At 73.6% G+C, this 17321-nt stretch carries 9 protein-coding genes; 1 reads left to right on the top strand and 8 read right to left on the bottom strand.

Annotated elements, in window-relative coordinates; translation table 11 throughout:
* Entirely contained in the window at positions 1 to 1413 is a 1413-nt protein-coding gene (proS, locus tag AB0O01_RS00925; protein ID WP_365309569.1) for a proline--tRNA ligase, read from the top strand.
* Positions 1414 to 1976: 563 nt separating this feature from the next.
* Here proS and AB0O01_RS00920 read toward each other — a convergent pair.
* The 8 genes from AB0O01_RS00920 to AB0O01_RS00885 form a co-directional block, all read right to left on the bottom strand.
* Positions 1977 to 2426, bottom strand: a complete 450-nt coding sequence (locus AB0O01_RS00920; RefSeq protein WP_365309567.1) for an ester cyclase — start codon at positions 2424 to 2426, stop codon at positions 1977 to 1979.
* 203 nt (positions 2427 to 2629) lie between these two features.
* Entirely contained in the window at positions 2630 to 3265 is a 636-nt protein-coding gene (locus AB0O01_RS00915; protein ID WP_365309565.1) for a DNA-3-methyladenine glycosylase I, read from the bottom strand.
* 419 nt (positions 3266 to 3684) lie between these two features.
* A complete protein-coding gene (locus AB0O01_RS00910) occupies positions 3685 to 3846 on the bottom strand; it encodes a hypothetical protein (RefSeq protein WP_365309563.1) in 162 nt (53 codons plus the stop codon).
* Positions 3847 to 3945: 99 nt separating this feature from the next.
* A complete protein-coding gene (locus AB0O01_RS00905) occupies positions 3946 to 5970 on the bottom strand; it encodes an NADH:flavin oxidoreductase (RefSeq protein ID WP_365309561.1) in 2025 nt (674 codons plus the stop codon).
* A complete protein-coding gene (locus AB0O01_RS00900; protein WP_365309559.1) occupies positions 5967 to 7223 on the bottom strand; it encodes a cytochrome P450 in 1257 nt (418 codons plus the stop codon). Before AB0O01_RS00900 ends, AB0O01_RS00905 begins: the two co-directional genes overlap by 4 nt.
* Positions 7220 to 8269, bottom strand: coding sequence for a thioesterase domain-containing protein (locus tag AB0O01_RS00895; protein ID WP_365309557.1), 1050 nt, complete (start codon positions 8267 to 8269; stop codon positions 7220 to 7222). Before AB0O01_RS00895 ends, AB0O01_RS00900 begins: the two co-directional genes overlap by 4 nt.
* Positions 8262 to 12104 carry an amino acid adenylation domain-containing protein gene (locus AB0O01_RS00890; RefSeq protein ID WP_365309555.1) on the bottom strand — a complete coding sequence of 1281 codons (3843 nt, stop codon included), beginning with the start codon at positions 12102 to 12104 and terminating at the stop codon, positions 8262 to 8264. Before AB0O01_RS00890 ends, AB0O01_RS00895 begins: the two co-directional genes overlap by 8 nt.
* Positions 12101 to 16726 (bottom strand): beta-ketoacyl synthase N-terminal-like domain-containing protein, encoded by a 4626-nt coding sequence (locus AB0O01_RS00885; RefSeq protein WP_365309553.1) that lies wholly within the window; start codon positions 16724 to 16726, stop codon positions 12101 to 12103. The genes AB0O01_RS00890 and AB0O01_RS00885 overlap by 4 nt, the downstream gene beginning before the upstream one ends.
* Positions 16727 to 17321 lie beyond the last annotated feature (595 nt).

Here is a 17321-nt window from a genome sequence, read left to right as displayed (position 1 = left end):
ATGGCAAGGGCACACGTTCTCACGTCGCGGGCGGACGACTTCCCCCGCTGGTACCAGGACCTCATCACCAAGGCCGAACTGGCCGACAACGGGCCGGTCCGCGGCACCATGGTCATCCGGCCGTACGGGTACGGACTGTGGGAGCGGATGCAGCAGGACATGGACACCCGGATCAAGGACGCGGGCGCCTCCAACGCGTACTTCCCGCTCTTCATTCCGCAGTCATATCTGACGAAGGAGGCCGAGCACGTCGAGGGTTTCGCGCCCGAGCTCGCCGTTGTCACGCACGCGGGCGGCAAAGAGCTGGAGGAGCCCGTCGTCGTCCGCCCCACCTCCGAGACGATCATCAACGACTACTTCTCCAAGTGGGTGAACAGCTACCGCGACCTGCCCCTGCTCATCAATCAGTGGGCCAACGTGGTGCGCTGGGAACTGCGCCCGCGCGTGTTCCTCCGTACAACGGAGTTCCTGTGGCAGGAGGGCCATACCGCGCACGCCACCTACGAGGACGCCCGGGACTACGCCGCGCACATCCACCGGAACGTGTACGCCGACTTCATGGAGAACGTCCTCGCCATGGACGCCGTGCCGGGACGCAAGACAGCCAGGGAACGGTTCGCCGGCGCCATCAACACGCTCACCCTGGAGGGCATGATGGGCGACGGCAAGGCCCTGCAACTGGGCACCAGCCACGAACTCGGCCAGAACTTCGCCAAGGCGTTCAACACGCGGTACCTGTCGAAGGACGGCCGGCAAGAACACGTCTGGCAGACCTCCTGGGGCTCCACCACGCGCCTGATCGGCGCGCTGGTGATGACGCACGGAGACGACAACGGTCTACGCATCCCGCCCCGGTTGGCCCCGATCCAGGCAGTGGTCGTCGCCATCAAGGGCGGCGACGAGGTTCTGGCCAAGGTCCGCGAGATCGGCGACCGGTTGAAGGCAGCGGGTGTACGCGTCCGTGTCGACGACCGCACTGACACGCCGTTCGGGCGCCGCGCGGTCGACTGGGAGCTGAAAGGCGTGCCCGTACGGATCGAGGTGGGGCCTCGCGACCTGGAGAACGGGACCGCCGTGCTGGTCCGCCGCATCGCGGGGAGCAAGGAGTCGACGGCGATCGACGCGCTGTCCGCCCTGCTGCCCAGGGTGCTGGAGGAGGACCAAGCGCTGCTGCTGACCCAGTCCCGCCGGCGTCGCAAGGACCGCACCGCCGAGGTGACCACCATCGAGGAGGCCGAGGAGGCCGCGCACAGCGGCTGGGCGCGCATCCCCTGGGCCACGCTGGGCCCGGAGGGCGAGGCGAGGCTCGCCGAGCGGGGTGTGTCCGTGCGGTGCCTGGTCGCCGCGGATGGTTCGGTCCCCGAGAGCGACGACCAGCCGGGCAACGTCGCCGTGATGGCACGCGCCTACTGACCTAGGGCCTGTCGTTTGGATCATCCGGGCGATGCGGCTCGGCGCCTTTCCGGCCGACCCGAGCGGGGTCTGGTGCGTGTAGCTGCAAGGCGGAGGAGGGAGTCGACGCGGAGCGTCGGCGAGTGACGACAACGCGGCAGATGCGCGTGCCAGGGCCTGCGACGCGCCTGGATGATCCAAACGACAGGCCCTGGTGAGTCGATTGACCCTGGCCGGACGACGGCCAGGCTCTGGCCCAACCGGCCGCAGACCGTACCGGAGTGCGCCGAGGGGCACTCGATCACGCGCGGACGCGGACCCCGCCGACACCTTCCGGCCGCGGCGGGCTGCACCCCCGCCGCTGGACCCGACGAGGCGAACACCGCTCGGACCCCCACCCTCGACCCCGTCCGCGACGTCGCCGGGGCTCCGCGCACGGACACCACGCCTGACCTGGGAACCCGTGCGGGCGGGCCTGGCACGGGGGTTGGGCGGGCCGGGTGAGCTTTCTGGGACTGCCGGAGGGGCCCGCCTTTTTGCGAGGGCAGGCCCCTCCGGTGTGATGCCGGATACCGGCGGTCGGGTCAGGCGGTCGGGATGATGCCGAGCTGCTGGAGGACCTTCACGCCGTCGTCGAGTCCGAGTTCCTCGACGATGAGGCCGTTCTGGACCTTGAGGACCGTCTTGCCGGTGAAGCGGAGCGTCTTGCCGGACGCCGCAGGGGCGGAGCCGATGGGGAGGTCGTCGAAGACGACCGGCCCTGTGTGGGTGCCGCCGCCCTCCCACTGTCCGACGACGTAGTCGCCTTCGGCGATGAGGTCCGCGGTGCCCCAGAAGTTGAGGTCCGGGAACGCGGTGCGGAAGTTGGTCGCGAAGGCACGCACCTCGTCCCGGCCGCGCATGGGCTTGTGCAGCGAGTACTCGAACCGGATGTCCGGAGCGGCGAGTTCATCGATGATGCCGGGGTTGAAGGGGTTGCCCCAGAACTCGGTGAACCAGCGGCCGACGATCGCCTTGTTCTCTTCGAGCGGCATGGGTTTGTCCTTTCCGTTGTTGTCATCGGTTCGCCTGTGACGTGATGACATCTCGAAGACGTTCACCGGGTGCGAAACGTGAGATCGGCAGCGAGGATTCTCGGCACCCACGGGATCTTCTCCTTCCGGCGCTGCGCGGGCGATCGGCGACCGCAGCGCGGCCTCGCGGTCGGCCGGGCTCTGGGGGGCGAGGGGGAGCGGGGTCACGAGGGCCAGATCCCGGAGCTGCCGCGCCGGTGCGAGTCCAGCAGATGGGTGTCGACGATGCCGATCGCCTCCATGAGCGCGTACATGGTGGTCGGGCCGACGAACGCGAAGCCCCGGCGCCTCAGTTCCTTCGACAGCGCGAGGGACTCGTCCGACCTCGTGGGGATCTCCGCGAAGGTCCGGGGGCGGGGCGTGGTCGCGGGCCGGAACGACCACACCAGGCCGGCCAGGCCCATCTCCTCGCGCAGCCTGATGGTGGCCCGGGCGTTGGTGACGGCCGCCTGGATCTTGCGCCGGTTGCGTACGATGCCGGCGTCGGTCATCAGCCGTTCGACATCCGCCTCGGTGTAGGCGGCGATCACATCCGGATCGAAGCCGTCGAATGCCGCCCGGAACGCGGGCCGTTTGCGCAGGATCGTCGCCCAGGACAGGCCCGCCTGGAACCCCTCCAGGCTGACGCGCTCAAAGACACCGCGCTCGTCCGTGACCGGCATGCCCCATTCGCTGTCGTAGTAGTCGCGCAGCAGGGGGTCCACGGCCGCCCACGCGGGCCGGGCGAGTCCGTCCTGCCCGACGACGACGCCGGGGGCGGCGTCGGCAGGGGTGGTGGTGTGGCGTGTGTCCTGTGTCATGCGGTCACCCTTCGAGCCCTGTCATGCGCATCGTGATGTCGATCCGGCCGTTGCCGATGCCGCACCCCGAGGGGGGCGGTGTCCGGGTGCACCCACAGGTCGGGGTCGGCGTCGGCGAACCGTGACGCGTGGCGCCACCAGGAAGCCCCGGTCCCGGGCGGGCGCGCCTGCACCGGGCGCCGGAACCCGTGCGACAGGGACAGGTCCGACGGCACGTCGAACCCGGCGGACGCGCGGCACGGTCGCGCCGTGTCGCGCAACGACGCTCTCGAACGGTTGCTGCATGTCCATCTCATGGAAGAAGACGTACGTGCGGCGGCAAACGTGAGATTCCCGGTCGGACCGCGTCGCCCTCGGCGTCCAGTGGAGGAACGAAGTCCCTGCGCCGCCCCGCCAGGTGCCGGTCCGCCCGCAGCGGCTCATCCGAACGGGCCGGGCAGGTGCCGGTGGGCGCGGGCGACGGCCTCCGCCACGACGGTACGGCGGCTGCGCTGCTGGGACAGGTGCTCGGCGATGAGGGTGGCGGCCCCGTCGCTGACCGTGCCGTCCCAGCCGATGGCCACCGCATTCCCCGCGGCCACCACCCCGGTCGCAGAATGCGGCGGGTCCCGGTCGTTTGGCGTGGCGCGTCCGCCGGGTTCCGGAACTCGCCGGTCGCTGCGTGGCCGTCTCCGGTCGGCTCAGCTCGTGGGGGCGAGGTGGACGGCTCGCAGGGCGCCGGGCAGTTCGCGCAGGATGTCCGGGAGGGTGGTCGGGCGGGCGGCGTCGCCGAGGAGGAGATGGGGGACACCGGCGTCCTGGAGAGGTCCGGTCAGGGTGGTGCCGGGGACTCGGGGCGACGACCAGACGAGCCGGGTGACATCGGTGAGGGTCTCCGTGGCCGCGCCGCCGGTGATCTCCAGTTCGCCGGGCCGCAGGGCGATGGGGACGCGGTCCGTGCGGTGGTGGACGCCCGCCCGGCGCAGCATCCGGTCCAGGCCCCTGCGGTAGATCCAGGACAGGTGGGGGAGTGGCTCGGCTGCGGTGGTGAGGACGACCGTCCGGCGGTGCAGCGGCGCGAGCAGGCAGGCCAGCGCGTAGGCGGCGGGGTCGTCGTCGTCCGCGACGACGACGGCGGTGCCGCCCGGGGCGGGCGAGCGGCGCAGTGTCCGCAGACGGTCCGCGTCCCAGGCGCGCAGGGCGGTGATCTCGGCCGCGCCGGTGGGGGCGGACCGGACGTAGTCCGGGACCGGCCCCGTGGCGCCGGTGGCCAGGACGACGAGGTCCGGGGCGGTGGCCAGCAGGGACGGCGGCTCGGCCCGCCGGGCCAGGTGGCGGACTCCGGCGGCCCGGCCGCGCAGGCGTGGGGCGTCCACCAGCGCGGTCAGTTCGCGCAGTGCGGGGAGCAGGGACTGGCGGGCGAGCCGGCCTCCGGGGGTGGCGCCGGCGAAGTGGGTGACCTGGTGCCCTCGTTCGGCGAACGCAGCCGCGGCCGTCAGACCGGCGGCGCCGCCGCCGACGACGGTGACCCGCGGGCGGCGGGGGCGGCGGGGCGGTGTCCCACGGACCGTCGCCGTACGGTCCTCCGTGACCCGCTGTCCCGCTGGTTCTTCTGGGGGCCGCCGTCCCCAGTCCGGGGCGACGGGGCAGCGGCCCGGGTTGCCGGACTGGACCTCGGTCCAGCAGATGTTGCAGTAGGCGCACCGCCGCAGGGGGAGGTCCCCGGCGAGGAGGCGGCGGGGCAGGCCGGGGTCGACGACCAGGGGCCGGCCGAGCGCCACCAGGTCACCCGCGCCGCTGTCGAGCACCCGGGCCGCGGCGGCGCCGTCGGTGATGCGGCCGACGGCTATGGAGGGGGTGCCCGGGTTGGCCGCGCGCATCCGGCGCTGCATGTCCAGCATGGGTGCGGGCGGATAGGTCAGGTCCGGGATGTGGTCGGCGAGGGTGGGGCCGATGGTGCCCGCCCGGTAGGTGACGACGTCGACGGGTGCGGTCGCGGTCAGATGGCGGAACATGGCGGCGGCCTCGTCGGCGGTCGGTCCGCCGCCGGTTCCCTCCTCGGCGGTGAGGGCGAGGGAGACCAGGAACCCGGCGGGGCAGGACGCGCGGACGGCGGTGACGATGTCGGCGATGATCCGGACGCGGCGTTCGGGGTCTCCCCCGTAGGCGTCGTCGCGGCGGTTCCAGCGCGGTGACAGGAACAGGGACAGCAGATGGCCGTGGGCGGCGTGGATCTCCACGCCGGAGAAGCCCGCGGCGGCGAGGGTGGCGGCGGTGCGCGCGTAGGTGTCGACGAGTTCGGTGATCTCCGCCCCGGTCAGGGCCCGCGGGACATGGCCGCTGTAGGGGTCGGCGACGGCGGAGGGCGCGAGGCCCTGGTAGCGGGTGCCGGTGAGCATGCGGCTGCGTCCGGCGTGGACGAGCTGGCCGATGAGACGGCAGTCGGCGTCCTCCACCGCCGCTGCGAGACGCGCCCAGCGGTTCCGGTTGTCGGGGTGGTAGGCGGTGATCATGTTGGGCTGGGGTTCGCTGGAGGGGTGGACGAACAGCGCTTCGGTGATGACGGTGCCGACCCCGCCGCGGGCGAGGCGCCGGTACCAGTTCACGGTGGTGGGCGAGATGCGGTGCCCGTCGGCGAAGCCGTTGACGAACGGCGGGAAGACCAGCCGGTTCTTGAGCGTGCTGCCGCGGATCGTCAGCGGGGTCCGGAGCCCTGTCCCCGTCACGCGGTCACCGGCCCGTCCCACTCCAGCACCAGTTCCCGGGGGCCGTGGAAGACGACATTGGTGTGGAAGGTGATGTCCTGGCCGGGTGCGAGACGCAGGCTCGGGGCGCGGGCGGAGAGCAGTTCCAGCAGGGCCCTCAGCTCCATCCGGGCCAGGGGTGCACCGAAGCAGTAGTGGCCGCCCTTGCCGAAGGTGAGGTGCTGCTGGTTGCCCGGCCGGCGGATGTCGAAGGCGTCGGGGCCGGGGAACTTCCGCTCGTCGTGGTTGGCGGACCCGATGGCGAGGAGCAGGGGCGTTCCGGCCGGGAGACGGACCCCGTCGATGTCGACGGCGGTGGTGGTGACGCGCCGCCAGGTGAACAGGCTGGGGTCGTAGCGCAGTGCCTCCTCGACCGCGCCGGGGATCAGTTCGGGGTGCGCGCAGATCGCCTCCCACTGGTCGCGGTGGCGCAGGAGGCGCAGCAGGGCGCTGGTGGCGACGTTGGTGGTGGTCTCGTGGCCCGCGAAGCTGATGGCGTGGATGACGTTGACGATCTCGTCCGGGGTGAGGGCGTCCGGGTCGTCGCGGTGGATGCGGACGAGGTCGCCGGTGAAGGAGTCGTCGGGGTCCTCCAGTCGCCGGGCGACGAAGTCCTCGCAGTAGGCCCAGTAGTCGACCATGAAACGGGCGACGTCGAGTTGCTGGGCCTCGCTGGGGCGGCCCCAGGTGAACAGCATGCGTTCGGCGGCGAGGCCCTTGAGGCGGATCGCGTCCCGGGGCGGGAAGCCGATGAGGGCGAACACCACGGAGGCGGGCAGCGGGTAGGTGAGCGAGGAGACGACCTCGAAGCGGTCGCGGGTCAGCATCGCGTCGATGAGTTCGGCGGCCCTGGTCCGGATCGTGGGGGCGAGGACGGCCAGGCGGCGGGCGGAGAACGCTTTGAGGCAGTGGGCGCGGACGCGGCCGTGGCGGGGTTCGGGACCGTTGGAGAGGGTGGGGGTGGCGCCGAATCCGTCGGCCATGACGGCCGCGGCCTCTTCGCTCAGCGGGAAGACGGGCTGCTGGGTGTTGGCTCCGCTGAAGCGCTCATGGTCCTTGAGGATGCGTTCGACGTCCCGGTAGCGGGTGACGACCCACATCTTGATCGCGGGCGCGTAGCACACCGGTGACTGGGCGCGCAGATCGGCGAGCTGAGTGAACGGGTCGGCGGTGAATCCGGCTTCGAGCGGGTCGAAGTCGTGCCGGACCGGGCAGCCCTCGGGTGAGATGGTCATGCTTCGGCCCCGGCGGGGGTTCCGGCTCCGGTTCCGGCTCGGGAAGTGCGGTCGGCCCCGGCTTCGGTCAGGACCGTGCGCAGGACCTTCCCGACGCGGGTGATGTGCGGTTCCGCGCAGTCGAACAGGGCGCTGGCGTCGGCGTCGACGCGGAGCACGCGGACGCGGTCCTCGGCCATCGCGTTGATGGCGGACGCGTAGGGGGAGTCGGGGTCCACGACACCCTCGTCCTGCTCGTCCTGGCCCACCGCCACGACGGTGAGGCCGCCGTCGAAGCCACCGCCGGGCCGGTAGGCGAACATGGCACCGAGGTTGGCCCGGTAGACACCGATGCGATGGCGCACGACGGCGGTGTCGACGCCCTTGAGACTGGGATGCCGGGCCAGGAAGTCCACGACCCTGTCGGTGCGTTCGGCCTCCGGCAGCCCGGCGATCTCGTCGAGGGGCAGACGGACGGGTTCGCCGACCAGGCGTTCGATGATGAACCCGTAGTCGATGAGGGCGCGGGTGTCCAGCGAGTCGAGGGCGGGCAGGTCGTTCCACTGGCGGCGGAAGGTCGGCATCAGATGCAGGACGAGTCCGATCCCGGCCCCCTCCAGGTGCAGTTGCCGGGCCGTTTCGAAGGCGGGGAGCCCGCCCATGCAGTTGCCCGCGAGATAGTAGGGGCCGTGCGGCTGGACGCGGCGGATCTGCCGGACATTGTGCGCGGCGATGTCCTCGACGGTCGTGTACGGCTCCCGTTCCCCCTCCAGGCCCGGCGTCTGGCAGCCGTACACGCTCCAGTCGTCGGGGATGTGCGGCAGATAGCCGGTCATGTAGCCGACGCTGCCTTCGGTGGCCGGGAAGACGAAGAGGTTGGGTCCCGGGCCGCCGCGCAGCAGTTTCAGGGCCGATCCGTCGAGCGCGAGCAGCCGGGCCTCGGCGTCACGGTCGGCTATCAGCCGTCTCAGCGCCAGGCGCTTGGTGTCGGACAACGCCCGGACGCGGTCTTCGAGGGACCCGGCCGTCGCGGCGGGGGCGGTGGTGGGGGCGGTGGTGTCAGTCATGGGGGTTCCCTGGTGCGTGGGGTGCGGTGGTCGAATCCGGTTCGGAGAGGGACGCGGTGAGCAGGGCGTCCGCCTCGTCGTCGGTCATGCCCTCCAGCATCGCGAGCGCGAGGGCGATGTCGTCCAGGTCCTCGGTGGCCCGCAGGGTCTGCCGGTCGACGAGGGCGGCGACGGCGCTGGCCCTGCCGTCGGCCAGGAAGTCGTGCAGCGGAACCCGTACGGAGCTGTGTTCCGCCAGTCGGTGCAGGAGCCGTACGGCGGACAGGGAGTGGCCGCCCAGCCGGAAGAAGTCGTCGGCGCGTCCGACGGGGACGCCGCCGAGCGCGGTGGAGTACAGGGAGACCACGAGTTCCTCGGTGGCGGTCCGGGGGCGGTCGTCGCCGTCGCCCGGCGCGGGGAGGGACCGGGCCCGCAGGGACGCGCGGTCGACCTTGCCGTTCGCGGTGCGGGGCAGCGCCGTGTGGACGACGAAGCGCTGCGGGACGAGGGCGGCGCGCAGCCGCCCGGCGAGGAAGGCGGCCAGGGCGGCCTCGTCCGGCTCCCGCGAACCGTCCGGCTCCCGCGAACCGTCCGGCTCCCGCGCACCGTCCGCCGTGTCCGGCTCGTTCGCTGTACCTGGCTCGTTCGCTGTGTCCGGGCCGTCCACCCGGTCCGGTCCCGCTGCCGTGTCCGGGCCGCCGCCGCCCCCTCCCGCGACGGCGTCCGTGGCGCGGCCCACGCGCAGGTGTGCGACGAGCAGACCGTCGTCCGTGGTGACGACGACGGCTTCCCGTACCGCCGGATGCCGGACGAGCGCGGCCTCGATCTCACCGGGTTCCACCCGCTGCCCCCTCACCCTGAGCTGGTCGTCGGTGCGGCCGAGGCACACGAGGTCGCCGTCGGCGGTGAACCGGGCGACATCGCCCGTGCGGTAGGCGCGGGTCCGGCCGCCCGAGACGGTCGTCACCGGTACGAAGCGTTCGGCCGTCAGATCGGGTCTGCCGACGTAACCGCGCGCCAGGCCCCGGCCGGAGATGAACAGTTCACCGGGCACCCCGGGGGGCACCGGACGGCCGTCCCCGTCGAGCAGATGCAGTCCTGTGCCCGCGACCGGTCCGCCGATGGGAACCGGCCCGGTCCCGCTCTCCACCCGGTGCCGGGTCGACCAGATCGTCGTCTCGGTCGGTCCGTAGAGGTTCCACAGGGCGCGGCAGCCCCGGAGCAGACGCTCCGCGAGGTCACGGGCGAGGGGTTCGCCGCCGCTCCACACGGAGAGGTCCGGGTCGCCCCGCCAGCCGGTGTCGGTGAGCATGCGCCAGGTGGACGGTGTGGCCTGCATGACGGTCGCGCCGGCCGAGCCGATCGCGGCGGCGAGGGCTCCGGGGTCGCGGGCCTCCGCGTCGGTGGCCACGGCCAGGCGGGCGCCGGTGATCAGCGGCAGGAAGAGTTCGAGGAGCGCGATGTCGAAGAACGGGGCGGTGACGGCGAGAAGGGTGTCGTCCTCGCTGATGCCCGGTGCCTCGGCCATCGTGGTCAGGAGGTTGAGGAGGGCGGGATGCCCGACGGCGACCCCCTTGGGTTCGCCGGTGGACCCGGAGGTGTGCAGGATGTACGCCGTGTCGTCGCCCGTGTTGCCCGGGTCGTTCGTGCCGCGTGCGAGAGGTCGCCGTTCCGGCGCCGCGGCGGCGGGTGCCGGGGCGGCGGTGGCGCGCGGGTCGAGGGGGTGGACGCCCGGCGGGAGGGCCGCCGCCGTGTCCTCGACGGCCCAGGCCACGCGGATCCCGTTGCGGCGTACGAGGGTGTCGACCTGGGCCGGTGGGGCGTCCAGCGGGATGGGCAGGAAGGGGGCGCCCGCCCGGACGCAGGCCAGGAGCGCGGCGGGGAGGTCGACGGTGCGCGGCAGGAGCACGCCGACCGGGGCACGGTCGGGGTCGTGGGTGCGCAGCAGCGCGGCCAGCCGGTCGACGGCGGTGTCCAGCTCGGCGTAGGTGAGGGTGCCGCCCTCGCCGGTCACGGCGGTCCGCCCCGGGGTGCGGGCGGCCTGCGCCGTGAACAGGTCGTCGACGGTGGTGTGCCGGGGGTGGCCGGGCGCGGCCGGGCCCCTCTCCCATCGCCCCAGGCGGGCGGTGTCGTCCGGGGTGAGGCCGGTGAGGTCCCGCAGCGGCACGTCGGGGGTGTGCGCGGCGGCACCCGCGAGGGCGGCCCAGCGTGCGGCCAGGCGGCGGGCGGTGCCCGGGGTGAACAGGTCCCGGTTGTGCAGCAGGGTCAGCCGCAGGGTGCCGTCCGGCCGGGGCGTCAGATGGACCTCCAGCTCGAACTGGCTGACGCCCGTGTCGAACGCGACCGGTGCGGCCCCGACGCCGGGCAGTTCGAGGGAGCCGGGAATGTCCTGGAGGGCGAGGAAGGTCTGGAACAGCGGGTTGCGGCTGGTGTCCCGCTCCGGGGACAGCCGGTCGACCAGGCGCGCGTACGAGAAGTCGGCGTGGTCCCAGGCGGTGAGGCAATGGGCGGCGGTACGGGCCGTCAGTTCCCGGAAGGTCGGGTCGCCCGACACGTCCGCCGTGAGCGGGAGGGTGCTGACGAAACAGCCCATGACGTCGTGGAAGCGTTCCTCGGGCCGGTTCGCGTGCGGGGTGCCGACGGTGTTGCGGTCGCTGCCCGTGTGTCGGTGGAGGAAGGTGCCGTGCACCGCGAGCAGTGCGGCGAAGAGGGTTCCGCCGGCGTCGTCGGCGATCCGCCGCAGTCGCCGCGTCACCTCGGCGGACAGATCGAGATCGACCCGTGCGCCGGTGTGGGTGCGCAGGGCGGGACGGTCGGCGTCGGGTGCGATCTCGCCGTCGCCGCGGGTGCGCAGCCGCTCCGTCCAGTGGGTGAGGGCGGTGTCGCGGTCCGGGTGGTCGCGTCGTTCGGCGTCCGCGAGCACGAAGTCGGCGTAGTCGGTACGTGCGGGGGCCGGGGTCGGGTGCGGGGCCGGGGTCGGAGGTGTGTCCGGGGCCGGGTGCGGGGCGCCGGCGGAGGGCGACAGCAGACGCCGGTAGGCGGCGGCGAGTTCACGCTGGAACAGGGCGTGGGTCCAGCCGTCGGCGACCAGGTGGTGGAAGGCGACGCCCCACAGCCAGGTGGTGTCGCCGGTCCGGGCGAGCAGGGTGCGCAGCAGCGGCGGGGCCGACAGGTCGAAGGGGCGTATCAGCCGGGCGCGCAGCCGGGCGAGCGCTGTCGGCTCATCGGCTCCGCGCCAGTCGGGTATGGGACCTTCCGGGGCGATACCGGGTCCCTGCCGGTCCGGTACGGCGCTCTCCGGGGCGATACCGCGCCCTCGCCCGTCCGGTACGGCGCTCTCCGGGGCGATACCGCGCCCTCGCCCGTCCGGTACGGCGCTCTCCGGGGCGATACCGCGCCCCCGCCCGTCCGGCACGGCACCCTCCGGGGGGACGCGGAGCGGCACGCGCTGGACCGGTGTGCCGTCGAGGTCGTGGAAACCGGCCCGCAGCCCGGGGTGCGCGGCGAGGACCTCCTCGGCCGCCGCGAGCAGCGTGTCCGGGGCGAGCGGGCCGGTCAGCCGGGTGACCTGCGCGAAGACATAACCGGTGCCGCTCGGGTCGAGTTGCTGGAGGAACCAGAGCCGGCGCTGGACGTCCGAGAGCGGCAGCAGCGTCCCGCCGCCCAACTCCGCGAGGAGGGCGTCCTTGTGCGCGCGTACCGCCTCGACGAGGCGCGGCTCCAGCGCTCCGCCGGGGGCCCGCAGGCGGAGTCGGCCGTCCTGCGCCTGAAGCGCCACGTCCCGGCCGAGCAGATCGGCCACCAGGGCGGCCGTCACGGACGGGTCGCCGACCGGGTGGGCGGAGGGTGCGTTCACAGCAGAATCTCCTCGTACGACGCGTCGTCCCGTCCCGCCGCTTCCGCGCCGTCGTCGCCCGCGCGGGCGTGGATCTCCGCGGCCAGGCCCAGCAGGTCCGTGTCCGCCAGCCAGCGCGATACGGGCAGCTCGACGCCGAATCGTTTCATCGTCGTATTGCGGAGTTGCATGGCGGCCAGCGAGTCCGCGCCCAGGCTCCGCAGGGTCCGGTCCGGGGCCACCTCCGTGGAGGGAATGCCCAGGAGTCCGCCCACGACGGTGGCGAGGTGCTCCTGTACGGAATCCAGGTCGTCCGGCGCCGACGGCCCCGTGTCGCCTCCGGGCCCGGTGTCCGGGCGTGAGGTCTCCGGGGCGGCGGGGGCGAGGGCCTGCCCGGGTGCCTTCGGGGGCTCCCCGGGTGCCCTCGGGGGTTCGTCGGTGATCCAGTGGCGGGTGCGCTGCCAGGGGTACGCGGGCAGCCGTGCCCGGCCCCCGGCCGGGACCGGAAGGCGGTCCCAGTCCAGGTCCACGCCCGCCACGAACAGCGCGGCCACCGCGTGCAGCAGGACGTCCAGCGGCGGTCCCGCGCGGCGCAGCCGTACGACGCCGGGGGGCGGGGCGGCGGCATCGGGTGCGGGGGTGGGTGTCCCGTGCGCAGGCCCGCCCGAGCCTTCTGGGCCCTCTGGGCCTTCTGGGTCTTTTGGTCCCCCTGGGCTCCCCGGGATTCCTGGGATTCCCGGGCCCTCAGGGTCCCGTGTCCGCAGGTCCAGGACACACAGGGCGCTGCCCCCGACCGTGATCCTCCCGGCCGCCGGGGCGCAGGGCCGGTCCGACGCGGCGAGGCGGCTCCAGTACTCGGCGTTGAGCGCACGCCCGGGATAGGGGGCCAGCGTCGACGGCTCCAGGAACGGGATCCGCGGCTCCTGCGGTCGCAGCGCCACGAGGGCGCGGGCGTCGACGACCGGAGGTCCGGGACGGCCCGCCGCACCGGTTCCGGTTCGGCCCCCGCCCTGCCCGTCCCGGTGGGCCAGCACGGTCCGTACCGCGTCGGGCAGGGTGAGTGCCCCGGTCACCGCGGCTGCCGCCACCGCGCCGATCCCCTCGCCCGTCACCGCCGACACCGGCAGTCCCCACGACATCAGCAGTGCGGCAAGGCCCACGCCCCAGGTGAACGTGGTCGCGTCGGCCGCCGTGCCGGGGGCCTTGGGGGCGGCACCGGTCAGCCAGTCGCCCAGGTCGGGGCCGCCGTGGGCGCCGAGCGCGTCCGCGCACGCGTGGGCGGCCCGGCGGAAGGCCGGGAACCGGGCGCACAGGGCCGGGGCCGCGGAGGGGTCCGCTGTCCCGGCGCCGGGCAGCACCAGGGCGACCCCGGCGACCGGAGCGGACACCTCACCGCGATACCAGTCCCGTCCCTCGGCGGGCGCCGCCCCCTTCCCCGGGGCGTCGGCCACCGTGTCCAGATGCCGCCGCGCGGAGCGCGCCGAGTCGGCGACGACCGCCAGACGGTGACGGTGGTGCTGCCGGTCGCGGCCCGCCGTGCGGCACACGGCGTCGAGGACGGCGGCGTCCGACCCCCCGGACACCGCCGACAGGTGACGCGCCATAAGGGCCGCCGCCGCGGTGAGGGCCCGGGGTGTGTGACCGGTCAGCACCAGCAGCCGTGGTCGTCCCCCGGCCGGGTCGGTGTGCTCCGGCTGCCCCGTGCCCAGTGCGACGGGCCGGGGCGATGCCGTCCCGCCCGCGGACGCGCGGGCCGAGCGCACCGCCTCGACGGCGTTCTCCCACACCTCGTCCGGATCCGCATGCCGGCTGAGCGAGGGCACCGCGAGCGCGTCGGGCGCGCAGGAGCGGATGTCGTCCTGGCAGATCGGGTGCGGGTTCACCTCGATGAACACACGGTGTCCGGCCTCGCCCAGCCGGGCCAGGGCGGGGCCGAAGCGCACCGTCTCACGGAGGTTGCGCGCCCAGTAGCTGGCGCCCAGCGCGGTGCCGTCCAGCGGACCGCCGGTCACCGTCGACCAGAACACGGCGTGCGCCGGACCCGTCGACATCCGGGACAGGGCCGCCTCCAGATCGGGCAGGAACGGGTCCATGTGGCTGCTGTGGGACGCGTAGTCCACGTCGACACGGTGGAAGTCCGCCCCCGCCTCGGCGACCCGCCCGGCCAGGGTCCGCAGAGGGCGGTCGCCACCGGCGACGACGGTACGGTCCTCGCCGCCGATCACCGCGATCGCGAGGTCCGTCGGGCCGAGTCCGTCGATGAGGGCGGCGAGGGCCGCCCGGTCGAGGCGGACCAGCGCCATGCCGCCCCGGCCCCGGGCGGGGGTGATCAGCCGGGTCCGCTCCGAGAGGACACGGGCCGCGTCGTCCAGACCGATCGCACCGGACACATGGGCCGCCGCCACCTCCCCCATGCTCTGACCGACCACCACCGAGGGGAGCACTCCGTACGACGCCCACCGCTCGGCGAGCGCGACCTGGAGGGTGAAGACGGCCGCCTGGATCCAGCGTGTGTCGGTGAGCGGCCGGGTCCCGCCGAGCAGTGCGTCCGCGAGTGATCCGCCGAGGTGCGGAGCGAAGGCGCGGTCGCAGTTCCGCAGCACACGGGCCGCCGCCGGATCACCGGCCAGCGAGGCAGCCATACCGGGCCACTGGGAACCCTGACCGCCGAAGACGAACACCGGGCCCCGCGTCCGGGGGACGGCGGAGCCCTTCGCCGCCGCGCGGCGGGGACGGCCCGGGGGACGGAGCGGTGCCGCGCGGCCGACGAAGGCGGCGGAGGTGAGGGAACTGGTCGAACCGGCGGAACTGATGGACCCGGCGTCGTCGATGCTGCCGGTACCAGTACCGGTACCGGTACCGACACCGGTGTGGGTGTCGATGTCGCCGGCCCGGCCGGGGGCGGACCGGGCCGGGCCGGTGGAGGCGTCCGCGCCCCGTGTGCCGTGCCCGGACAGGATCACATGGCAGTTCGTCCCGCCGAAGCCGAACGAGCTGACGCCGGCCAGCGCGGGAGCGCCGGGCGGCCCGGGCCATGGCCGCGGGCGGACCGGGACCTCCAGGCCCCAGCCCTCGAAGTCGATGTGCGGGCTCGGCCGGTGGAAGTGGAGGTTCCCCGGTATCTCACGGCGGTGCAGGGCGCACGCGGCCTTGATCAGTCCGGTGATTCCGGCGGCTGCCTCAAGATGGCCCAGATTGCCCTTGACGGCGCCGAGCAGCAGCCGGTCCCCCCTGGGGCGGCCCGTCCCGTACACCGCGCCGAGGGCACCGGCCTCGATCGGGTCGCCCAGGCTGGTGCCCGTACCGTGGGTCTCGACATAGGCCACGTCGCCGGGGGCGATCCCGGCGTCCTCGCAGGCCCGCCGGATGACGTCCTCCTGGGCCTGCGGGCTCGGCGCGGTGAGTCCGTTGCTGAACCCGTCGTTGTTGACGGCGCTGCCGAGTACCGTGCACAGCACCTCGTCCCCGTCCGCGAGGGCCCGGCTCAACGGCTTGAGCAGCACCATGCCGCCGCCCTCGCCCCGCACATAGCCGTTCGCCGCCGCGTCGAACGGCTTGCACCGCCCGTCCGGGGCCATCGCCCCGAAATGCGACATCGCGACCGTCTCCTGCGGCCCGCAGAGGAGATCGACACCTCCCGCGAGGGCCGCCTCGCACTCGCCGGACCGAATGCTCCGGCATGCCTGGTGCAGCGCGACCAGCGAGGAGGAACAGGCCGTGTTCACGGTGATCGCCGGTCCGCGCAGGCCGAGGGTGTAGGCGATCCGGGCCGAGATGATGCTGAGATCCCCGCCGGGCGCCGAGTAGGACGTGATCCTCGCCGGGTCGGCCGCCGTCAGCGCCGCGTAGGTCGTCCACATCGCGCCCATGAACACGCCGATCCGGCGTCCCCGCAGAGCGCGGGGCACGGTACCCGAGTCCTCCAGCGTCTCCCAGGCCAGTTCCAGGGCGAGCCGCTGCTGGGGGTCCATGTGCCGTGCCTCGGCCGGGGAGATCCCGAAGAACAGCGGGTCGAAGCCGGCGATGTCGTCGAGGAACCCGCCCCACCGGGTGGACATTCGGCCCGGGGTGCCGGCGGGCGGCGCGTACCAGGCGTCCGCGTCCCAGCGGTCGGCGGGGATCTCGCGTATCGCGTCACCGCCGTCGGCGAGCAGCCGCCACAGTTCCTCGACCCCGGCCGCACCCGGGAAGCGGCCGGCCATCCCCACGACGGCGATGGGCTCGGAGCCGAGGTCGGAACGGACGGCGGCTGCCCAGGAGTCCCGTTCCTCCCCGCCCCCGCCCCCGCCCCCGCCCTCGCCCCCGGCGACGGGCACGGCAGCGGGCGGCACCTCACCCCTGCTCAGCGCCTGGGCCAACTCGCAGGGCGTCGGCCAGGTCCAGGCCGACGTGGGCGGCAGCGTCCTGCCGAGGAACCGGGACAGCTCCGTGGTCAGACGCGTCAACTGGAGCGAAGTGAGGCCGAGTCGATGGAACCGGTCCCCGGACCGCACCTGGTCCCGTGACAGCCCGGCCAGCTCCGCCACGCGTCCGACGAGCCAGGTCTCCAGCTCCGCCGCGCCGGTCACCGACCGGTCGCCGGGTCCTTCCGGTCGCGCCGCCGACGGACCGGCTCCGCGCAGCGGGGGTCCAGTTGCTGTCATGAGGGGTTCCTTCACCGTCGAAAAGGGCGGCGGAGTAACTCAGCCGGGCCGTCGACAAGGTCTGCGACGGTGATGAAGGCCGGGCCGACCCTGCACCTCAACCGCTGTCCTCGATCTGGAGAGGGAACCTCGCAGAGAGTGCGATATCCCGTCAAGTGATATGCACTGGCTGCGTTTGCTCATCCCTCGTGTTATGGATCGCATGACGGCGCAGGGCAGTTGAGGCCGTTCGACGCGGAACACCATCCCCTGCCCGCCCACTTCGAAGTCCCCGGAAGCGACGGTCAGCCCGGGCCCGCAGCGGCGGCGCCACTTAAGCGGATACACAGCGAATCCCCAGGTAGCGCGAGAGGAAGACGCCACTGACATCTGCGGGGACGACGGGGACGACACCGAGCCCGGCCGACCCCCACCCGGCACGCGCGTCCACCGCGCCCCAGCACCCACCCGCTACTGAAACCACGCGCAGCACCCTCCTGGGATATGGGCCCAATGGCGCAACAGACCTGCCCGAAGAGGCAGATGTGGCGGGCCGAGGGGCGGACAGGTCGGAGAGATTGCGGTCGCGGGCGCGCCGCAGTCCCGGGCGGAGGGG

This window comes from Streptomyces sp. NPDC093252 (assembly GCF_040683675.1).
Classification (GTDB): Bacteria; Actinomycetota; Actinomycetes; order Streptomycetales; family Streptomycetaceae; genus Streptomyces.
The sequence above is the reverse complement of the archived record's forward strand: the minus strand, read 5'-3'. Positions and strand labels throughout refer to the sequence as shown.